This window comes from Peribacillus frigoritolerans, assembly GCF_040250305.1.
Classification (GTDB): Bacteria; Bacillota; Bacilli; order Bacillales; family DSM-1321; genus Peribacillus.
The window spans coordinates 4,331,011-4,352,575 of record NZ_CP158190.1 but is presented as its reverse complement, the minus strand read 5'-3'; the positions used below and the strand labels follow the sequence as shown (position 1 = coordinate 4,352,575).

At 40.0% G+C, this 21,565-nt stretch carries 22 protein-coding genes; 12 read left to right on the top strand and 10 right to left on the bottom strand.

The features are described 5' to 3' along the window. Positions 1-83: 83 nt before the first annotated feature. From ABOA58_RS21310 to ABOA58_RS21300, 3 genes are all read left to right on the top strand, one after another. Positions 84-518: a PH domain-containing protein gene (locus ABOA58_RS21310; RefSeq protein WP_413020399.1), complete on the top strand. Its 435-nt coding sequence runs from the start codon at positions 84-86 to the stop codon at positions 516-518. Further along, positions 515-2,026: a PH domain-containing protein gene (locus tag ABOA58_RS21305; protein WP_350299907.1), complete on the top strand. Its 1,512-nt coding sequence runs from the start codon at positions 515-517 to the stop codon at positions 2,024-2,026. Before ABOA58_RS21310 ends, ABOA58_RS21305 begins: the two co-directional genes overlap by 4 nt. A 273-nt stretch (positions 2,027-2,299) precedes the next feature. Next, complete coding sequence (locus tag ABOA58_RS21300) at positions 2,300-2,860, top strand: peptidoglycan-binding domain-containing protein (RefSeq protein ID WP_350299906.1); 561 nt, start codon at positions 2,300-2,302, stop codon at positions 2,858-2,860. 494 nt (positions 2,861-3,354) lie between these two features. Here the strand turns inward: ABOA58_RS21300 and ABOA58_RS21295 are convergent, their stop codons facing one another. Beyond that, a complete protein-coding gene (locus ABOA58_RS21295) occupies positions 3,355-3,801 on the bottom strand; it encodes a hypothetical protein (protein WP_350299905.1) in 447 nt (148 codons plus the stop codon). Positions 3,802-4,022: 221 nt separating this feature from the next. On the opposite strand from ABOA58_RS21295, the gene ABOA58_RS21290 reads away from it, so the two are divergent. Next, on the top strand, positions 4,023-5,450 hold the full coding sequence (locus ABOA58_RS21290) for a phospholipase D-like domain-containing protein (protein ID WP_350299904.1): 1,428 nt from the start codon (positions 4,023-4,025) through the stop codon (positions 5,448-5,450). Between the two features lie 131 nt (positions 5,451-5,581). Continuing rightward, positions 5,582-6,433 carry an MBL fold metallo-hydrolase gene (locus ABOA58_RS21285; RefSeq protein WP_350299903.1) on the top strand — a complete coding sequence of 284 codons (852 nt, stop codon included), beginning with the start codon at positions 5,582-5,584 and terminating at the stop codon, positions 6,431-6,433. A gap of 97 nt (positions 6,434-6,530) precedes the next feature. Here ABOA58_RS21285 and ABOA58_RS21280 read toward each other — a convergent pair whose 3' ends face one another. The 7 genes from ABOA58_RS21280 to kynU form a co-directional block, all read right to left on the bottom strand. Next, positions 6,531-6,875 (bottom strand): hypothetical protein, encoded by a 345-nt coding sequence (locus tag ABOA58_RS21280; RefSeq protein ID WP_350299902.1) that lies wholly within the window; start codon positions 6,873-6,875, stop codon positions 6,531-6,533. Positions 6,876-7,050: 175 nt separating this feature from the next. Next, positions 7,051-7,713 carry a hypothetical protein gene (locus ABOA58_RS21275; RefSeq protein WP_350299901.1) on the bottom strand — a complete coding sequence of 221 codons (663 nt, stop codon included), beginning with the start codon at positions 7,711-7,713 and terminating at the stop codon, positions 7,051-7,053. A gap of 769 nt (positions 7,714-8,482) precedes the next feature. Further along, a complete protein-coding gene (locus ABOA58_RS21270) occupies positions 8,483-9,115 on the bottom strand; it encodes a LysE family translocator (RefSeq protein WP_063594553.1) in 633 nt (210 codons plus the stop codon). Positions 9,116-9,279: 164 nt separating this feature from the next. Then, positions 9,280-9,906, bottom strand: coding sequence for an arylformamidase (kynB, locus tag ABOA58_RS21265; RefSeq protein WP_350299900.1), 627 nt, complete (start codon positions 9,904-9,906; stop codon positions 9,280-9,282). A gap of 39 nt (positions 9,907-9,945) precedes the next feature. Continuing rightward, positions 9,946-10,791, bottom strand: a complete 846-nt coding sequence (gene kynA, locus ABOA58_RS21260; RefSeq protein WP_098373747.1) for a tryptophan 2,3-dioxygenase — start codon at positions 10,789-10,791, stop codon at positions 9,946-9,948. A 60-nt stretch (positions 10,792-10,851) separates the two neighbouring features. Beyond that, positions 10,852-12,273, bottom strand: coding sequence for an amino acid permease (locus ABOA58_RS21255; RefSeq protein ID WP_350299899.1), 1,422 nt, complete (start codon positions 12,271-12,273; stop codon positions 10,852-10,854). Between the two features lie 89 nt (positions 12,274-12,362). Further along, positions 12,363-13,640, bottom strand: a complete 1,278-nt coding sequence (gene kynU, locus ABOA58_RS21250; protein WP_350299898.1) for a kynureninase — start codon at positions 13,638-13,640, stop codon at positions 12,363-12,365. A 171-nt stretch (positions 13,641-13,811) separates the two neighbouring features. Between kynU and ABOA58_RS21245 the strand changes: the two genes are divergently transcribed. The 6 genes from ABOA58_RS21245 (at position 13,812) to ABOA58_RS21220 (ending at position 18,414) form a co-directional block, all read left to right on the top strand. Next, complete coding sequence (locus tag ABOA58_RS21245) at positions 13,812-14,426, top strand: TetR/AcrR family transcriptional regulator (RefSeq protein ID WP_350299897.1); 615 nt, start codon at positions 13,812-13,814, stop codon at positions 14,424-14,426. 407 nt (positions 14,427-14,833) lie between these two features. Continuing rightward, complete coding sequence (locus ABOA58_RS21240; protein WP_063232490.1) at positions 14,834-15,181, top strand: hypothetical protein; 348 nt, start codon at positions 14,834-14,836, stop codon at positions 15,179-15,181. 19 nt (positions 15,182-15,200) lie between these two features. Next, positions 15,201-15,836, top strand: coding sequence for a PspA/IM30 family protein (locus ABOA58_RS21235; RefSeq protein WP_137018631.1), 636 nt, complete (start codon positions 15,201-15,203; stop codon positions 15,834-15,836). Positions 15,837-15,993: 157 nt separating this feature from the next. Next, entirely contained in the window at positions 15,994-16,740 is a 747-nt protein-coding gene (gene liaF / locus ABOA58_RS21230; RefSeq protein WP_350299896.1) for a cell wall-active antibiotics response protein LiaF, read from the top strand. Next, positions 16,737-17,783, top strand: coding sequence for a sensor histidine kinase (locus ABOA58_RS21225; protein ID WP_350299895.1), 1,047 nt, complete (start codon positions 16,737-16,739; stop codon positions 17,781-17,783). Before liaF ends, ABOA58_RS21225 begins: the two co-directional genes overlap by 4 nt. Continuing rightward, positions 17,776-18,414: a response regulator transcription factor gene (locus ABOA58_RS21220; protein ID WP_350302929.1), complete on the top strand. Its 639-nt coding sequence runs from the start codon at positions 17,776-17,778 to the stop codon at positions 18,412-18,414. The genes ABOA58_RS21225 and ABOA58_RS21220 overlap by 8 nt, the downstream gene beginning before the upstream one ends. Before the next feature lie 483 nt (positions 18,415-18,897). On the opposite strand, the gene ABOA58_RS21215 is transcribed toward ABOA58_RS21220, so the two are convergent. After that, positions 18,898-20,061, bottom strand: coding sequence for an MFS transporter (locus ABOA58_RS21215; RefSeq protein ID WP_350299894.1), 1,164 nt, complete (start codon positions 20,059-20,061; stop codon positions 18,898-18,900). Positions 20,062-20,261: 200 nt separating this feature from the next. Between ABOA58_RS21215 and ABOA58_RS21210 the strand changes: the two genes are divergently transcribed. Continuing rightward, positions 20,262-20,495 carry a hypothetical protein gene (locus ABOA58_RS21210; RefSeq protein ID WP_350299893.1) on the top strand — a complete coding sequence of 78 codons (234 nt, stop codon included), beginning with the start codon at positions 20,262-20,264 and terminating at the stop codon, positions 20,493-20,495. 394 nt (positions 20,496-20,889) lie between these two features. Here the strand turns inward: ABOA58_RS21210 and ABOA58_RS21205 are convergent, their stop codons facing one another. Beyond that, complete coding sequence (locus tag ABOA58_RS21205) at positions 20,890-21,267, bottom strand: hypothetical protein (RefSeq protein WP_350299892.1); 378 nt, start codon at positions 21,265-21,267, stop codon at positions 20,890-20,892. Positions 21,268-21,565 lie beyond the last annotated feature (298 nt).

Here is a 21,565-nt window from a genome sequence, read left to right as displayed (position 1 = left end):
TTAAAAATACAGGCGGTGATTTTATTAATTCTATAATGAGCTTACCTCAAAAAAGATTATCCAAGGATGCTATAAAAGTGTGGATGTTAAGTGAAACGATTACGAATATAATCGCATTCATCATTCTTGGAGTCTTACTTTACCTAGATTATCGTTTTTCTTGGAAAGAGTGGATCGGTTGGATTCTGATTGGGATTACAATTATCTCTGTGCTAGGTGCGGCCTGGTCATTGATCAGTCCTTTTCTTCTTTATAAAAACTGGCGCTTTGATGTAGATGAAGAGTTTTTACAATTGAAATCTGGTGTACTAAATGAAGTGCATGAACTTGTCCCAATGACAAAAATTCAATCGGTTGCAACTAAACAAGGACCGTTACTTAGAAAATACGGACTCTGTTCAGTTTCAATTGAAACGATGGGTTCCTCTCACTCGATACCAGCTCTACCAAAAGAGGTTGCTATCAAGTTAAGGAATCAGATTGCTCAATATGCAAAAATTAAGGAAGTGGAGCAATGACGACAGCAAAACGGTACAATCCACTTCTTATGCTTTTTAATTTCTGTAAATTAGTCAGGAATTCCATTTTCTTTGTCATTTATTTCTTTGTGATCAAAGCTGGTTCTGAATCCACCTTCATCACATATGGCAGGGTTGTTTTTTTTATAGTTTTCGGTTTAACACTTATTTCAATCATTTTAAAATGGTTCACCCATAAATACGAACTTGATTATCGTTCCTTTCATCTATACAAAGGTATTTTCAGTAAATCTGAACGAACCCTTCCTTTTTCTAAAATTCAAAACGTCAACCGTCATACGTCTTTATTCCATCGGATTTTTAAAGTGACTTCCGTTAATTTTGAAACAGGTATAGCAGGTGAGGATGCTGCTGTTAGATTCGAAGTCATTTCTCAAAAGGAAGCAAATCGAATGGAAATGCATATGAAAAGTACTGTTCAGGAAGAATTGGCCACCATTCATGCTAGCGAATATAAAGATATTCTTTCTGTTGAAGGGGAAGTTAATAAAGAGATTTCAAATCGGACCAATCATTATAAGCCGACAAAAAAGGAAATTATAAAAGCTTCCTTTACATCTCTTAGTTTTCTGGTCCTTATTCCTTTTATTAGTTCTTTTTATTTCAAAATCAATGATATCTTTCATGTGGAAAGTAAAGCAGTGGGGATTTTTGAAAAGCTAATAGGCTCTTGGGGGATGATGACGATCATCATCATCGTTTTCGTCATTACTTCTATCACATTCGGAATAGTGAGGACTTTTTTAAAATATGGGAATTATCAAATTTCCTCAGACCATGATCGAATTTACATTACGAAAGGTCTAATCGATGAAACTGCCTTTTCTATAGCCAAAGAAAAAGTGCAGGCAATTGAAATTAAACAGTCCTTCATGAAACGGTTGCTCGGACTTGCCGAAGTGAAACTGACAAGTGCAGGTGGTTTGAGTTCTGACGAAGATATGCTTGAAATCAACTCACTCTATCCCTATCTACCTGTTAAACGGGCATATGAAATAGTCTCGGAAATATTGCCATTTTATGAAATATCACAGAAGATGACTCCCCTTCCGTTAAAATCCTTTTGGGTGCGCATACTGTGGCCAAGCTGGTTCTGGATCATAGCAACAATTCTCTTATTTTATTTCAAGCCAATTGTTCTGGAAGTGGAGGAAGCTTGGTGGATTCTATCTGCTATCCTGTTAATTATTATTGTTGTTTCAAGGTTATTAGATTTCTTCAATACCTTCTACATTTTGAACAATGACTTCATTCAATTCAAAACCGGGAGTCTCACCACAACTTTATTCGTGTCAAAACGAGATAAGATCATTGAAGTGAACGTAACCCGAAATATCATTCAAAAAATGCTCGGCCTTGCCTCCATTGGGACAATCAACCGGGCTAAACCGGTGCATCATGCTGGTATTGACCATGTGTCTTTTGAGATGGCTGATTCGTTTTACAAATGGTATATGGAACGTAAAAATGAAATCAAAGTTGAATGAATGGGTATAACCTAAAGATAGGACCAACATCAGGATAAGTGTTCGATCAAATCATGATTACTGTCAATATATATAAATAAAGCCTGTATGAGGACAGTGCATTGTCAATATTGGGATTCCTTTTCGGTAATATACTTCCTGTGGATAATATTTACCATTTTTTATAATTAAAGTAATAAAACACCAATAATATAACTCCATACGTTATAATGAATGGGCTCCAAGGGAAGTGTCAGAAACCTGCAGGAGTAATCATATGAATGGAGGTTTTATGTGTTGAAGAAAAAATTATTGGTCATGATTCCAACAGTTGCCCTGATGTTGGCCCCTCTAGGAACGGGAACTTCAATTACCCACGCAGCATCAAAGGGCAGTCAAATCCAGAAAATCGAAACGAAGGCGGAAACACGCCCGACCCTTAGGAAAGGCTCACGTTCGAGTTATGTAAGAGACTTACAGCAAAGCCTTAAAGATGTTAAATATAATGTAGGCGTTGATGGGATTTTCGGTACCCAAACACAAAATGTGGTAAGGGAGTTTCAAGTGGATCATAACTTAGCTTCAGATGGTATCGTCGGACCGAAGACATGGGCTGCTTTAGATGAAAATAAGGTGGAAAGAAGACAGTTCACGGAGAAAGACGCAATCGCGTTAGGGAAGAAGAAGCTGGGTAACAACATCGTATTCAGCGGTGATGGCAGATTGCTGAAAGATGGCAAAGGAAAATCATATTACAACTATAAAGCAGCTAATAAAGATTGGATGGATCAAGGGGGCACAGGAACGATTGGCTGGTTCCACATTTATAAAGATTGCCGTGTAGTGGAACAATAAAGGGGTATACATGCAAATGTTCTCACTTATAGTGGGATTTTTTTTATGTAAATCTTGGATATAATAAGAAGACTAAATACATCTATTTTTGGCTATAAATAACAAGTAAATACAGATATAATAGTAAATGGACAGCAATTTGGTATAGTGGGCAGCGGTCACTCCTTTTCAGAAAGGGGGTGTCGCTGGTGATTTCTATTATGGACGGACTGATGCTAATGATTTCATTCGCCTCTTTAATCGTCGCAATAATCGCGGTTACATTAAAAAAGTAACCCCCTCCATACCATCCGGCCAGATGTATGTAGGAAAAGGGTTACTTTCATGATCGAGTAGCAACTGACTTACCACAGAAAGCCGCTGCTCTTTATGCAGTTTGCTGTTCATTGAGACGCTGGTTTAACCAGTGTCTTTTTTTATTTTTTAGTTATCATTATTATATCCTCATTTTGCCGATACATTCAACTAAAAAACATGGGGGGGAGCACTGATTCTTAGATTTTCGTTAAATTCCTGCCGGCTTCCAGCTTAAATGATTTCATTCCTTTATAAGATACAATCGAAGGAATCATACAAAGCAAGGCCATCGGTAAACAATAAAAAAGATAGTAATGTCCTCCGTTGTCCAGTAAGGGAATATAGGCTAAAGCAACAAGAAGTAAAGTGAAAAAAATGATCGTGAAAATCCCGAAAGATTGATGATAGAATGCATGAATTTCCCTTCTTTTTTCATCTTGGTTGGATAAGGTCTTTACTGCTTTGTGCGTTCGAAGGAATAGGTACAAAGAGTACATTAGAAATAAAGCGGAAAATGGTAAAGCGATCGCAAATAATGAAACGTCAAGAATGGAAAGATAAAAGCTGGATAAAAAGAATACTTCTGATACCCCTAATGCAAAACAATAATTGAAGATACTTATTCTATCAGGTTGTTTAAGCATGAAATCCCTCCTTCTATATCATATTATGCAACTGCTTTCATGTTCACCACTTTGTCACATTTAAAAGGAAAATAAATGCTCCAAGTACCACCCGGAATCAAGCAGATGGGTAAATGGCACCGCTCGATAACTAGTCAGCTTTATCAAGCTGCAGATGTTGAATAGAGTCTTTGCATATTACGAATAGTAATAAAATATCGCTCAAAGGGGGGGAGTGCTCAATGACTGTAAAAACGGCAATTAAAGGATTTCTGCTCGTTCTTCTATTATATGTCCTTTATGTAGTGGTGACGGCTGTTGTTCTTTTCCCTAAAGCAGAAAAAGAAGAAAACAGGCCGATTAAACAGGTAAGTGAATATATGGGAGAAAGGGAAGCCACCGTGGATCGTGTTCTGCTTTTCGAGGACGGTTATGAGTCGGGACTCGCCAGAATGCGAATGATCCAGGAAGCCCAGCATTCAGTCGATATCGCCTACTATGCTTTTGGAAAAGGCAAAACAACCGAGCTTTTTCTTGGAGCCTTGATCGATGCGGCTGACCGAGGTGTCAAAGTTCGAGTCCTTCTGGATGGGATATCTCATGGACTCAGAGGTCAATTAAGCAGTGCCCGTTATGCATTGGCTGGGCATGAAAACATTGAATTAAGATATTACGAAACCTTTAAGCCATTTAAGCCGGGGACCTGGCATAATCGCCTTCATGATAAAATCATCACTGTAGATGGAAAGTTAGGCATAATCGGCGGGAGGAATATTGCCGATAAGTACTTAGCAAGCATGCCGCCGAAGAATTTTGTCTATGATAGGGATGTTCTCATTTTCAATGCTAAAGAGGAGAAAGATAGTGTAATCGTTCAAATGAAGGACTATTTGAATGAATTATGGAATCATCCGTATACGAGTGATGTTTTTTCGGACCTCTCGAAAAGGCAAACGGAAAAAGGTAAACGTGAAAGAGATGCATTAGCGAAACAATACAGAAAAGCTTTACGCACTGAAACCGATTTCGTGAACCCAGTCGTCGATTGGAGCAAGGCTACAACACCTACTAAAAAAGTGTCCTTCATTCATAATCCAATCGAACGTTTCAACAAACACCCTATTGTGTGGAGATCTCTATTGGATATAGCTGCGAACGCCAATCAATCGGTATTTATCCAAAGTCCCTATATTGTTCCTGCGGATGCCTTGAAGGAATATGTACCGAAGCAAATGGATACAAAGGCTGATTGGACGATACTTACCAACTCGGCGGCATCAACCCCGAATATGATCGCTTTTTCTGGTTACTTGGCGCTTAGGGATAGTATCGTTGAGACGGGGGCAAGGCTTTATGAGTATTCAAAGCCCTATTCTCTGCATGGTAAATCGGTTGTCTATGATCGACGATTAAGTGCAGTGGGTTCCTATAATTTGGATTCACGATCTGCCTTTTTGAATACGGAATCGATGGTGCTCATTGATAGTGAAGCATTTGCGGCACAGTTGATAGGGGCCATCGAATCGAAAATCTCAAAAAGTACACTCGTTGCCGACAATAAAAAATATATAGAACCGCCAGAAGATCAGAAAAGGGAAGAGTCTTTTTTTAAAGCCACCTTTTTAAATGCCCTCTCGAAAATCACGGTATATTGGAATAGGTTCATTTGAATGATGACGAAAGACAGCAATCACCGTGGTTGTTGTCTTTTTAGCCTTTCGCGGAGATTATCTTATGAATACATGTGTAATTTGCTATACTTGAGCAAGCTAATCACAACTATCATAAGGAGAATAAAAACATGCAAACATTACAACATCTATCGAAACATATTGTCTACCTGCCGCCAGTTCAGGAAACGGATCGCCCGGTACTTGCCGCCGTGACGGGACAGAGGAAAACGCTCATCATCGATGCCGGTAACTCTGTCCGGCATGCCCAGCTCTTTAAGGACGAATTGCTTCGGAATGATATAAGCGGGAATTTCCTCGTTCTTACCCATTCACACTGGGACCATGTATTCGGACTGGAGAATATCGGGATTCCGGTCATTTGTCAGGAAAAAACATACACCGACATTAAAGATATGCAGCAGCTTTCATGGGAAGATCAGGACCTTGATCAACGGGTCGAAGAAGGGACGGAGATTCCCTTTTGCGCTGATGCAATCAAATTGGAACATGGGACGAATAGAGAGATTACCTTTCCCCTGCCCGATATCATCTTTGAAAAAACGATGACGATCGTTCTCGGCAATATAACCTGTGTCATTGAACATGTAGGCGGCGATCATGCCAAAGATTCCTGCATCATCTATGTACAAGAGGAAAAAACACTATTTCTGGGAGACTGCCTTTATGCCAATCTTTATGCTGAAAAATGGAATTATACGGCTGAACAGGCTTCGCTGCTCATTAAGAAAATTGAAGCCTATGATGCCGAAACATACATACTTTCCCATCATGATAAGCCCTGCACAAGACTGGAAATGGAGGCTGAGCTTAAGCTAATGAAAGAATGTGCCAGAGCGGTGGTCGAACACCGGGGAAACCGAGCTTTAATGGAGCAGGAACTGGCTAATGAACTAAAGCGGGATCTAACTGAGGACGAACTTGAAACAATTGGATTTTTCGTGAATGGTTACTTTGAGTGATTGAACACCATAGGGTTGGCTTGGGGGATGAGGTCGGTAATACTGGGCTCATACCCTTTAATTTGGCCTATTTCCGCAACAGTGCTCACAAGCTCATTCATGGTCCCCACACCAAATCGATAATAATCGTTAATAGTACTGAAACAATAAGAATTGATAGGAAACCTGATATAATTTTCCCTGCTTTTGCTCCTCTATTATCGGGATGCATATGACCAATGATAAAGGAAGGGATGAAAAATATAGCCGAATAGAACATTGTATAATGAATACCTGAATCTCCATTTGACCAGGCGCTTAGTCCGATATTATTTAAAATATTATCTCCAATGCAAGGTTTATCGCCAAATTGAATGGTAAACAATATTCCGATTAAACACAGCGCGAAAGAAAGGGAACCTAATCCGATATCCTTTGTTTTCCTAACTTCAATAGTTTTCATTTCTTTACCTCCCTGTATAAAAATAACAAATTATGCTTTTTTATATTGTAACATTTATAGCCTTATTTCTGGACCCGTTCATTATTACTAAAATGAAAAAGCTCCCTTAGGGGAGTTTCATATAGCTTGTACATGTATCGCGAGTGAGGATTCATCATTTCTAAAGGGCTTCTTTTTAAATTCTATAAATATAAGGTCTTTTATAGGCTTTTGCTCTTTGTTTGGAGGTAGTCATAGCCCTTAGTTGTCTTTGTGAGATTGGTGGTACGATTATTGTTCCAGAGGGATACATAATGTTGCTTTTGTCATTTAAATGACGTGCATTGACTAACAAGGCATGTCCGAATTCATGAGCTAAGATATCAATATTTTTTTGTTGGAATGTATCATATGTCATGACGATATTGCCCAGAGTTCCTTTATTATCCCAGCTGACGTTACCAATAGCCTTTCCATCTTTAAGGTCTTGTGCATTAATGTAAAACACAGCAAGTCCAGTTTGACGGCCACAATTACCTTTTCTTAAGGCTCTAAAAACTTTCTCCCGTTGCCTCATCTGCAAAGGTACGAAGATCCTTGCTATGGTGGCATCAGCTTTCAAACCACACTTCCGTGCGCCTTCTCTAGTTCTTAAATCACAAATGTTTGGCCGAAAATAAATTCCCCATATGTCACTGGCGTATTTAAATTGTGTTCTTATATCTTCTTCTCTTACTTCAGCAGCGTTACCTAAAATGAAAACACAAACATCGGTCGTATACCGAGTACTCTGACTGTTATTCTTACTGGATTTTTGCCTCTTATTCTTACTGGTTTTCTTATCTTTATTCTTTGACACAGCATTCATCCTTTTTGTTTATAAAATTCCCACATGATTAATAAATGCATAAATTCCCCAATATGTTTGGACAACCCTAAACAAACAATTGAATGACCAAAGGATTTAAAAAGCTACCTTAAGGGAGTTTTTTTATTTGTCTATTTCATAAGCGGTTAGCAATAAAAATGAAAAAAAATAAATTTTTATAGGCTAGACCCTTAAACCGTTTTAGTTTAATAGAATAAAATCCACCTATATATATAAAGGGGGAATTTATTATGGATTTTGGTCTTATTAATAAACACGTATTTGTTGGAAAGGCAAAGAACAAATGGAATAGTCATCAACCTGGTCGAATTGTTGGTATCGGTAATGATCGGTATTACATAGTAAGATTTGAAGATGGAAGGAAAACGTGGATTAGGAAAAATTGGATTTTGTTAAGGCTCCCTTAGGGGAGTTTATATTTTGTATCTTATATTCAATGCAAATGTTTATTTCAAGCGAAGATTGGAATTCTGGTAAACCGTACATACTGTTGTTCGATGACGAGGGGAAAATAGTGAAGTAAACTTATAAATCTCTTTTGAGGTTCTTTTTTTGTTTCCACGATAAATAGCCAAAAGGGGCTTATCCCTTTCGGCTTAATTCGCATTCCTCGATTTAGGCTGCTTCTCCCAACTTTCGTCTAAGTCTCGGAAATTTGCTAATGACCATTTTGAGGTATCAAAACATGTATTGTGACATAACTCAGCAAGGACCTATATCCCTACATCTGCAGTTCAGATTAATTATGAGCTTTTTCCAGAGCTAGCTTTATCCCGAAACCAATCAAGACCGTCCCGGTTATCCCCTCGAATATCGCTTGGGTTCTAGGCTTTTTCATAAAAGCACTGATTTGGTTCAGCAGATAGATATAAAATACAAACCACAACGCAGTTAAAACGGTATACGTCATGCCCATGATCAGGAACGGTAAAAACGTATCATTCCCCGGATTCACGAACTGAGGCAGAAACGTTAAAAAGAAGACGGCCACTTTAGGGTTCAGCAGATTGGTAAGGAACCCTTGCTTAAAGCATGACTGGTTTTCGTACTTGCTTTTGACCGTAGTTTCCGCCGCTGCGGCCACTTGCTTATTCCTTAATCCCCATAGGGTCTTGAAGCCTAGATATACCAAGTAAACGGCACCGACATATTTGAAGATGGAAAATAATAAAGCGGATTTCACAATGATTGCTGAAAGTCCGAACACGGCAGCTGATGTATGAATAAGCAGGGCACAGCATGTGCCGAACATCGTTTTAAAACCTCCCGAAGTCCCCACGGTAACAGTGTTCCTTGTGGCTATTGCTGTATCTGGACCGGGTAAGATGATGAGAAGGATGCACATGATGATGAACAAATAAAAGTTTTCCATATTCGGACCTCCACTCTTAGTGATGAATTCTGAAAATTATAACATAGATACACTTGGTTTAGGGAGATAAATTTGATAGTTAATGATTACCTCAATAGAAAGGAGGCAATAAAAAAACAAGCCAAATCATTTTTTGATCTGGCTCGTTTTTTTGAAAAATTTTGTTAGGGTAACTTTTTCAACACAGCACGTACCGGACTTCCATCTGCTTCAACTAATGGAAGAGGGAGGGCTGCCAGCTCATAATTACCCGGTCCGATACCGTCTAATACAAGTCCTTCCAAAATGTGAATGCCATGTTCGGCAAGTTCATGGTGGGCAGATAGCTCTTTACTATCCAGTGGATCTACTGATGGTAAATCAAGTCCAATAAGGCGGACGCCGACTTCTGAAAGATATGCCGCTAATTCTGGCTGGATATGAGGTATGGTTTGTGGAAACACACTTCGATCCCTCCATGCATCCGTCCGAATTAACAGACGGGTAACGCCTGTTAGATCAATATTGGATAATTCATTGACTCCGATGCTTGTCTTGTTTGGTAAATGGATAACTCGGGCATTTCCCATATATAAATCGAGATCCAAATCAATCACTCTTTTTCCATCATCATCAAAATGAAAAGGTGCATCAATATGGGTACCGGTATGGATACTCATATTGATTTGACCTACATTGACAGATCCACTTTCTTCTTTACTCCAATTTACTTTATAAGAGAAAGGTGTATCTCCAGGCCAGACTGCAACGTTATCATCCAGACGTTGTGAAATATCAATCCATGTCCCCATGCATTTACCTCCATTTCTTCCGGCTGTTTCTTGAATATCTTATAGCTTCGTTCTTAGACTCCATAGTTCTGGGAAAAAGTGTTGATCCAGTGCTCTTTTTAAATAGGTTACACCTGATGATCCGCCAGTTCCTTGTTTATTACCAATAATCCTTTCTACTGTGGTCATATGATTAAAACGCCATAATTGCTGTTGATGGCCAATGTCCACTAACTTCTCGCCCAGCTCATATAAGTCCCAATATTGCTCAACATCGCGGTAAACTGTCAGCCATGCCTCTTCTACACTGGCATTTGGTTCATATCTTTGTGACCAATCCCTGCTGAGGGCTTCTTGATCAATAGGTAATCCGCGCGCCACAAGTGCATTAATCGCCGCGTCATAAATACTTGGCTCATGAAGGGCCTGTTGCATTTGCTCGTATAAATCCGTTTGATGCTGATAGACTGATAGCGTATGGACATTTTTGTTTCCTAATGCAAATTCAATCAAACGATTCTGATAAGATTGGAATCCGGAAGATTGTCCCAGTTTATCCCTGAACTCCATGTATTCAGCCGGTGTTAAAGTTGAAAGGACATTCCATGACTGGATCAATTGCTGCTGGATCCTCGAAACGCGCGACAGCATTTTAAACGAAGGTTCCAACTTGTTTTGGCGGATGGACTCAGTTGCTGCAGTCAACTCATGTAAAATGAGCTTCATCCATAGCTCACTCGCTTGATGGATAATGATGAATAGCATTTCATCATGATGATCGGAACATCTATGTTGACTGGTTAAAATCTTATCAAGGTGGAGATAATCTCCGTAGGACATCGATTTTTGAAAGTCGGTTTGAATTTCTTTCTCTAGACCCGTTATTGTTTGTTCATTGTTATCCATATTCTTCATTCCGCTATCTCCTCACTTTTCCATATGCAAAAAACTATTTATTCCGTCATTCTATTCTATCTTCTTTTCCAGAGGTTCTTCCATTACATTATGGTTAATATTTTTTCTTTTTGAAACTGAATAAGCAACAGCTAAAAATAGTAACCAAGGTATCCCGAATTGAAGCATGATCTTGAAATCTGTAAACCATGTTGTAATCATTAAGCTGAATAGAAGAAGGGCTCCTAGTATCGTTAAATAGGGAAAACCGATCATCTTTACAGGTAATTTGCGACCGCCGGTTTTCTCCCATTTAACCCTGAAAAACAAGTGGGAAATGAAGATCATGAGCCATGTGAACATAGCACCGAACATGGAAATCCCCATCATGAATGCATAGGATGAACCAGGAAGTAACGCATGAACGCCTGCAGCAATGAAAATCCCCGTTGTAGAGACAGCAAGTGCTTTTCCCGGAACGCCCCTTTTGTTTAACTCTCCTAAAAAGCTAGGTGCATGCTTTCCGCGGGCTAATGAAAACATCATACGTGTTGAAGCATAGAGCTGGGCATTCATGGCAGATAAAGCGGCCGTTAAAATAATGAAGTTCATGATCCCGGATGCACCAGGAATGTTCAAGATTTCCATTACTTTTACGAATGGACTTTCCTCGATCCCAGCCGTTTTCCACGGAACGATCATCAACATGATGCCGATTGTCAACACATAGAAGGTGGACAAACGGAACACGGTCGCTTTTAATGCTTTTGGAACTGCTGCATCGGGATCTTTTGCTTCCCCTGATGTAACCGCTATCATTTCGGTTCCGAGAAAGCTGAATAAAGAAATAAATACGGCCACCCACATTCCCCACCAGCCAAATGGGAAAAAACCGCCTTCATTTACAAAGTTCTCAGGTCCTATATGCGGCTGATCGGATGAACCGAATAGTACATAGGCTCCAAGAAGGATAAAACCAACAATGGCACTTATTTTAATAAAGGAGAACCAATACTCAAATGTAGCGAATGTATTCACACTAGTAGCATTTACATAAATCAGGGCACCTGCAAACAGCAAAATCCATACGATTCCCGGCACGGTCGGAAACCAATATTTCATATACACGCTGACTGCACTTACTTCAACCCCGACAGCCAAAACATTGGCAATCCAATAAGAATAGCGAACAAGATAGCCTGCCATTGGAGACATGTACTTTTCAGCAATGGCCCCAAAAGATCCGGAAGTAGGATGGGCAACCGTCATTTCGGCTAAACAGCCCATCAATAGTAAAACGACGAACGCCCCGAGTGCATAGCTCAGCAATACACTTGGCCCTGCCGCTTGAATGGCAAGCCCGCTGCCAAGGAATAAACCTGTCCCGATGGCACAGCCCATTGCGATCATGGAAAGCTGATTTGTTTCCAGCTCACGTTTTAATCCTTTTTCTGGCTCATCTTTAAAGTTCAATTGAGTATTTTTGTTCTCCATAGTTCATCCCCTTTTTATCAAAAAAGATTTTATCCTGCCCTAATTAACTAACCATTTGAGGGATGAGCCCCATCTGGCGGAATTCCATGTTATGCGACCACTTCACGCTCATTCTTGAATTTTTCATATTGTTTTTCTGACATGATTTTCTTGAGTATTTGTACAACTTCCCAAACTTCTGCGTAGGAAGTATATAGTGCAACCGGAGCGAGACGAATGATGTTAGGTGCTCGGAAATCTGGAATGACACCGTTCTCTTTCAATGCCTTGCATATCCGTGCAGCTTCTTTATGCTCGAGGCTTACATGACCTCCGCGGCGGATGTCTTCTCTAGGAGTTCCAATGAAAAATCCCATGTCTTCCAATTCGAATTCGACTAAATCCATTAAATATTGATTGATTTTCAGGGATTTTTCGCGAATATTCTCAATTCCAGCTTCTATAAAAATGTCCAAAGACCCAATCAAAGGTGCACAACTTAACACATGCGGCGTGCCAATTTGATACGCACCTGCTGATTCAGCTGGTGTTAAGGTATGTTCCATATCGAATTGTTTATCTTTTTTGGAGCCGAACCATCCAGCCAATCCAGGCATCGTTCCGAAATGTTTTCGATTTACATATAAACCGCCAACACCACCAGGGCCGCCATTTAAATGTTTATAATTGCACCAATACGCAAAATCCACATCCCATTCGCTGAATGAATGCGGGATGGCACCGATGGAATGACATCCGTCAAATCCGATTACAATTCCTCTTTTATGAGCTTCATCAGTCAATCGTTTCATATCCAGTATTTGACCGCTGCGATACAGGACCGTTGGCAAGATGATCAAAGCGATGTCATCGGTCATTGCTTCGATAATATCATCCTCTTCAAGAAATCGCCCATCACGGCTTTTCACGCGGATTAGATCGGTTTCCGGATCATATCCATGTGTACGCAGCTGACTTTGAAGAGCATAAATATCAGTCGGAAAGGTTAATTCATCAGCCAAAATTTTTCTGCGCATTCCTTGAGGCTTATAAAAAGTAGCTACAAGCTGATGCAGATTTACAGTTGTGGAGCCGGTTACAATAACTTCCTCGGGAGAAGCTCCGACCAATTGGGACATCTTCTCGCCCAATTTCTCAGCCATGAAAAACCATGGGTGATTCCCTTGCGTCCATCCATCAATCCCATGCTCTTTCCAATCTTCCAAAGACTCCAGAAGAGTGCGTTCAGCCCTTTTCGAAAGAAGCCCCAATGAGTTCCCATCCATATAGATGGAATTCGGCTTTAAATAAAACTCTTCTCGAAAACCTTTAAGCGCATCATTCTCATCCATTTGTTTAGCGTGATCCAATGTATATTCAGAAACCATAATCATCCTCCTATTTTAGTTTTTTAAAATTCTAGGAGAATCGTACCAAAGAATATGACATGATGTCAATAAGTTAATTCAGAAAATTATAAACATTGAATCAATCTTTCCAACAAATGTTTTTTATTTTATGGAAATCCTTTATGCTAGAAGATAAGGGGAGGAATAAGCATGGAGAATGGCAAAGTAGGGGATAAACGGCACTTACGCTCGATCATGACACGACAAAAGTTATTGGAAGCTGCAAAGGAAACATTTCTTGAAGAAGGTTATCAAGCTGCGCTTATTTCCCAAATGATCAAAAGGGCAAACATCGGTTATGGAACGGCCTATGTTCATTTTAAAGGGAAAGAGGATCTGTTAATTGTATTAATGGAGAATGTAATGGAGCAATTCTATGAAATTGCCGAGACCTCTTTCTTTCCAAAATCAAAAGACGAAGCAAAACATATCATAAACAGACAAGCTAATGCATTTTTGAAAATGGCAGAAGCTGAACGCAATATGATGCAGGTTTTCGAACAGGCCATCGGGATATCAACCATTATTTCAGATAAATGGAAAGCGATCCGCATGAAGTTCATTCAGCGAATATCAAAGGACGTCGCCTACGCACAGCAAAATGGGCTGGCAAGAGCTGAACTAAACCATGAGCTTGTGGCAAGAGGGTGGTTTTTCACAAATGAAATGTATCTGTGGGAAATCGTCAGAAACGAACACCAAAGTTCTGTAGAAGAAATTTCTCAAACCATAACCTCAGTTTACGTTGAAGGCTTGTATGTGTAATGATAATGACAATTCACCAATCTTCCGCTTATATACATCGGAAGATTTTTTTATTTCAAAACTCACGAGTAAAACCGCAGAATTCACGAGTAAAGTACCGAAACTCACGAGTAAAACAGCAAAACTCACGAGTAAAGTGCCCAAACTCACGAGTAAAGTGCCCAAACTCACGAGTAAAACAGCAAAATTCACGAGTAAAGCCGCAGAATACACGAGTAAACCGCCCAAACTTACGATTAAACAGCAAAATTCCCGAGTAAACCGCCCAAACACACTAATAAACACCCTCATTAGCATCGGACTTACAGCGTCTACGCCTTAAGTCTTACTAGAAAATATAGCTAAGGCTCATTATACGAACTTGTAAAAGTAGATAAGATATAAACATAGAAAGGAGGACGAAAACAATGAAGAAATTTGGTTTATTTATTGTAGGACTGATCGCACTTTTCCTGTTACTGGCGAACGTTGGTCCACTGATCAGCCTGGCGATTTGCTTGGCGATCCTATACTTTGGATTCAAGCAGTTCATGAAGTCCGAATCGACAGGGGCGAAGATTGCGTGGGGATCAGTCTCCATTATCGTGCTGATCGTTTCTATTTCCCATATCCCGGCAATATTGGGACTGGTGGCAGCTTATGTTCTTTACCTGGTTTATAAAAAATGGAATGAAAATGATGAAAGTGCATCATCGAAAGAAAATGACCCATTCTCAAATTTTGAAAGAGAGTGGAAAGAGTTGAATAAGAACTAATAGAAGGGATGGAATTGGAATGGGTAATTTATTTTCAAGAATGAAACAAACGATTTCGGCTGATTTTCACGACTTGTTGGATAAAAAGGAGCAAAAAAATCCAATTGGGATGTTAAATCAATATTTGCGTCAATGTGAGCAGGAGACAGAAAAGGTCGGTAAGTTGCTTGAACGTCAATATCTTTTGAAAGAAGAATTTACGCGTGAATATAATCAAGCGCAAAATCTGGCTGAAAAACGTAAGCATCAGGCTGAGATCGCCAAGCAGTCGGGAGAAACCGATTTAATGGAATTTGCCGTCAAGGAAAGCCTGCACTATGAAGATCGGGCGCTAAGTTTGAAAGAGGCGCATAAAAGTGCAGAGGTTCAGTTAGCTGAACTGGAGCGGAAATATGAAGAAATGAAACATAAGCTGAAGGATATGCATCTAAAGCGGTTGGAACTGATGGGCAGGGAAAATATTGCCCGGGCAAACAACCGGATCAATCGGGTTTTGGACGGGGGCAGTTCCGAAGCCAAACCGGTAGCGATGTTTGAAGAAATGGAGCATTATATCGATCGCATCGAGCACCAGGTTCATACAGATTATAATCGGCATACGATCGATGCCAGGATTGTCCAGCTTGAAAAAGAATTGGAACAGAAAGAAGCGTAAAGACTTTTTAAGGCATCGCTGTTATCCCCTGGCCTTTTGGAATGGAAGGCGGGGGAAAACAGGCTGTCAGAACGAGATAATTTCATGGTATTCTTAAAAGGCACGGGTTCCTGTGCCTTTTAAGAATATCATGATCATATACAGGGGAGGCGAACCGATGTTGAACAAGATGAAGACGGACTATATGGGATGGATACTTCTCATCGGAGTCGTCCTGCTTTTTTTAGAGATTTCATTTACGGGTGGAGGTCTCCTTTTTTCCATCGCTTTTTCAATAGGATGTATCTATTTAGGCAGGAAATTCACAAAACGGACAATCGGGAAAATCCTATTTTTTATAGGGCTGATTTCCCTTATCATCACAGTCTTGAATATGTTCGTCTTTAGATTTTTCCTAATGGCGATCCTCATTTATCTTTTGCTTTTATATTATCAGTCCAAAAAGAATCCTGATTGGGTCAGTCCCATTTTAACCAATGATGATTCTGACGAAGAACGGATCAATAAGGAACGATTGCTGAAAACCGATTATCTATTTAAAAATAAGTTGTTCGGTCATCAACAAACGGCCGAACATGTATATGAATGGAATTCCGTGAATGTTCAGGGCGGGGTCGGTGATACGGTTATCGATTTAAGCAAAACGATTTTACCGAAAGGCGACGCTGTCATTTCCATCAGGAATATCATTGGCAATATCACTGTGCTTGTACCGTATGGCATCGAAATCAGGGTCCATCATTCTGTCATTGCAGGCAGGGCGCGGATCTTTGAAAATAAGCCTGAATCCAGGGTCTTTAATCAAATTTATTCCTATCAAACGGAAGGGTTCAATGAAACGGATCACAAGGTTCATATCATCACTTCAATCTTAGTTGGGGATTTAGAGGTGAAGCGGATATGAGCATACTGACACGTCAGATATTGACTGCCCTTGGTGTTGCTTTCGTTCTTTCCCTCGCCTTGCCGGCGACGGTTTTCTTCATCTTCCCTTTATCCGACTGGAGTTTATTGTGGGAGAAAGTGGTCATGGGATTACCCTTCGTCATATTCCTGCCAAGCCTTGTCATGACGGTAGGGCTGATTTATGGAGTCGTTTCGGGAATGTTTTGGAAGAGGCAGCTCGAAAGGGTGGATGAAGGGCTGCATTTACTTGAACAGGGTCGCTTACCTTCGCAACAGGAAACGTATCCAGTCCAAGAGATGGCTAAAATGGCGGAACGGATGCAACTGATCCATAAGCAAATCAATGAGCAGACAAAATTATCGCAAAAAATGGCGAATGAAAAGGCCGTTGATCAGGAGAAACAGATCCAGGAAATCGTTTCCCAGGAACGAAACCGTTTGGCGCGGGAGCTGCATGATTCGGTAAGCCAGCAATTGTTTGCCGCTTCGATGTTCATGTCGGCCATCACCGAATCGCAAACCGATATGGAAAAAACGGAAATGAAACAATTCAAGGTAGTGGAAGAAATGATCCATCAATCCCAGCTTGAGATGAGGGCGTTATTGCTTCACTTGAGACCTGTTGCATTAAAGGGAAAATCTTTACATGAAGGAATGAAAGAGCTCCTTTTGGAATTGGCCCAAAAAGTGACGATGGATATAAATTGGAAGATGGAGCCTGTCACTCTGGATAAGGGGATTGAGGACCATCTGTTTCGGATTTTACAAGAATCGATTTCCAATACACTTAGACATGCAAAAGCAAACTCGCTTGAAGTGCTATTGATCGTTCGTGATGGGATGATCATTTTACGAATAACGGATGACGGCATCGGTTTTAACGTCGAGGAGTCGAAAACGGGATCATATGGTCTGCAAAACATGCATGAACGGGCTGTTGAATTAGGCGGAACGATGCAACTTGTAAGCGTTCTGAATAAAGGAACGAAACTTGAAGTGAAAATCCCATTATTAAATGCTGGAGGTGATCATGATGATTAAAGTATTATTTGTCGATGACCATGAAATGGTAAGGATAGGGGTATCGGCGTATTTATCCGCACAGTCGGATATCGAAGTGATAGGGGAAGCGGATAATGGCTTGAAAGCTGTCGAACTGGCAATGGAATTGCGTCCGGATATCATTTTGATGGATTTGGTGATGCCGGAAATGGACGGCATAGAAGCAACGAAACGAATTATAGAAAAATGGCCAGATGCAAAGATCATCATTGTGACAAGCTTCCTGGATGATGAAAAAGTGTACCCGGCATTGGAAGCCGGAGCGACGAGCTATATGTTGAAAACATCAAAGGCCAGCGAGATTGCGAGAGCCGTCCGTTCCACTTTCCAGGGGCAAAGCGTACTTGAACCTGAAGTGACGGGAAAAATGATGGAAAAGCTGCGTCGCCCAAAAGTTACTCAGCTTCATGATCAATTGACAAACCGCGAAATGGAAATCTTGCTGCTGATGACACAAGGAAAAACGAATCAGGAGATTGCGGATGAACTATACATAGCCCTGAAAACAGCCAAAGTACATGTCAGCAATATATTAAGTAAGCTTGCCGTGCAGGACCGCACGCAAGCAGTGATTTACGCATTTAAGCATTCGCTCGTTCAAGAAGAGTAGTAAAGAGCGTCTATTTACCAATAGAGGAAACTTTGTTATATTTAGGGGAATATCCCATCCTGTAAAGTACTTTCAAGGTTGCTGATTGCAGCCTTTTTGGATAACGGGAAAAAGGCAGGTGAAATGATGTTAAGAGTTATCTTAGAATTATTTCGTATAATCCATTATTTTTGTTATAGGAATGATAATTGGGTTCATCATTAATTCAATCTATGCGATTTTTGGTATAACCGTAGAGAATACCACGGGCGGGTGGATTGTTGGTATGGCAATTTTTCCATTACTTTTTGTACTCTATAAAAACCGGCTTCAATTTTCAGGGTTCTATAAAAATGGCAAACAAGTAAAACTCTCAAACAGGACAACTACTATACTGCTTTGCTTTTCTGTGCTAATGTTAACGGTTGCCCCTTTATTTCGCTAACTGAATACAAAAAGAGCATGTTTTGATCAAAACATGCTCTTTTTTATGCCGTTTTTTAATTATACAGCTTCCTCTGCGGTATCGAGCCTCTTTCCGTATATCCGATAAAGAACCAAAGCGAATACCATTCCCATAAAGGAGATGGAGGAAATGAACAAGTAAAGGGTCTTCCCGCCGTAAGCCCCATATATGGCTCCGCCTATATAAGAAGCAATGATTCCCGAAACCCCGAAGAATAGCAGCGCCAGTACGGTCTGGCCTGTGGCACGCCATTCCACCGGAACGATCCGATACAGATATTGGATGGCCGCCGAGTAGAAAATCGGGAAAGTCAATAGCTGCATGACTTGCAAATAAGCTAATAGCTGTGGATCGGTAATCCATGCAGAGACGAAATAACGGATAAAGAAAAACGCTGCTGCAAACGAAATGATGATGATTTCCTTACCCTTGCGAAGCCACCAGAAGCTTAGGGCGAACACAACGATTTCACTTCCCGCCGCTAAGAACCAGGTCAAGCCTACAAGCTTGGCACTTCCTCCAAGTTCCCGGATATACACTCCGAGGAAAGTATCGTTCATCCTTGCTGGAACAGCACAGATAAAGACCAATAACAGAAAGAGTAGCGTCTCTTTATTGCTGAAAAAATGCTTAAGGCTGCTTAAGGTGACAGGTTTTCCTGAAACGGGTGCATCAGGCATCATCCAGCTGACAATGAAACTGATCAAACCTATGCCCGCAAAAAGGAAGGCAAGGCTGTTCGCTCCGAAATATGACATAACATAGCCGGTGATTAGCGATATGACCGCATAACCCAATGCACCATATGTCCGGATGGAGCCGTAGCTGATCCCGGATTTCTCTGCAATCGTAAAATTGAGGCTTTCCGTCAGGGGATCGATCGGCATCAGAAAGAAATATAGCAGCATGGCAAACAGGATGAGCTGAAGATAACTGCTTGAATCATAGAGGAAATAACCGATTACGCTCGAGAAAAAGATGAGTAACAACAGGACTTTTCGTATAGTCCTTGTTTTGTCGCTGATCATTCCCCATAAAGGCTGGGTGATGAGGGTGACAAAACCTCCTGTACCGACGATGAATCCAATTTGGGCTGGACGCAAACCTTGATCAGCCAGATAGACTGGGAGAAACGGAATGAAAATGGCAAGCAGTCCAAAATATAAAAAGTTAAAACTCTTTAATAATCGTAATGCTTTCATAAAAAGTATGATACCTCACGTGTTCTATAGAATGGATTGTTTTCAACCCTGTTATTGTATCATTGATGACAGAATTTGAAAAAATAGTTTTAATTTTATGGATGAAAATAGATTTGGTTTCGAGGTTAAATTTCACTTTTAAAAAATGGATTTAAATGATAGAGTTAACACTTATTGTTAATTGAAGAGGGTGGTATTTCATGAATCAAGACACAAAAGTGATTCAAGAGTTGCAGGAATTGAAGCAAAAAGTCGTTCATCTTGAAGACTTATTAACGGAGCAACAGAATAAAAAGGAAAAAGCAGGACCATTTCGAATCTTCCTGGATGCAGTAGTCTCATTGCTATTTGGATTAATTGTTGTAGGACCGGTTATAGTGATTGTCGTTGGGGTTCTGATGGTGGCTGCATCCTGGTTAGGGATGGAATTTTAATCGTTTAGGAGAGTCTCGGAAAATCGAGAAGCTTATTTGAAAATATTGCTTTGATTAGGTAAAACAGGAGCTGTGTTAATTGTGGATTTTTTCCAGCCGGAATTATTGATGAAAAAGACCTTTAAAAGCCGCCGTCATTCCGATTTATCGGTTCCATTTTGTTAGTTAGGATATTAGAGGGTATTTATTCTATAATTATATAAAAATGAATTTGTTAAAATTGACCCAGAGAAATTTGAGCTAATTAGAACGGTGTCATTAGTTGTTATTGCGGGAAGCTTTTTCGTCATTGCTTATACGTTGGCTACTTATTTCGGTGATCTAGTTCAGATGTTAGCTGCACTCGTAAACAAAGGGAATTAATTTGGGCTAGAGGGCAAAATACGCCCTCTTTTTATTTGCTTTGCTCTAAAGTAAAGATTTCTGTATTACCATCCCATTTGATTGTTACATTTATAGGAATACTTTCATTAGTAACTGAACACCCGCTACATGCAGTCGATATATCAATGGTTGGTCCTTCATGGTTTGTTTCATTCTGCTTAGTTTCACCATCATTAATTGAAATCTCCAAAGTCTTGAAAAATACATCGCTGGCTACATCTTTATATTTAAAAGTATAGGTTCCATTTTCCGAATCTTCGGTAGCGGTTGCAACATACTCTCCTTTCCAATGATCGCTCTCCCCAGAAAGTTTCATGTATTTATCACCGTTACTACACCCAACCAAAACAGATAATAAAAAAATCATAATAATTAACGTTTTTTTCATTATGTCCTCCAAACAGATAGTAAGTTATTCGTTAGATTTATTTCCTATATAAATACTATAACATTGAATATATGGAAAAATATAGAGGAAACCGAGTGCAGGAAGAAGGTCACGTTTTTGCTTTTCCATCTAATTATAGACGGGGAAGGAGGTGACCTCATGATACATTTCTAACAGATAAGCTGCCGTAGCAACCAGTCTTATCGCTTGCGTTTGCCGATAAATGGAAATAGAACCACTCATCCTCACAAGATCGTAATAGCTGGCACACGTTGATTTCCCCTAATTTGTTTCTTTG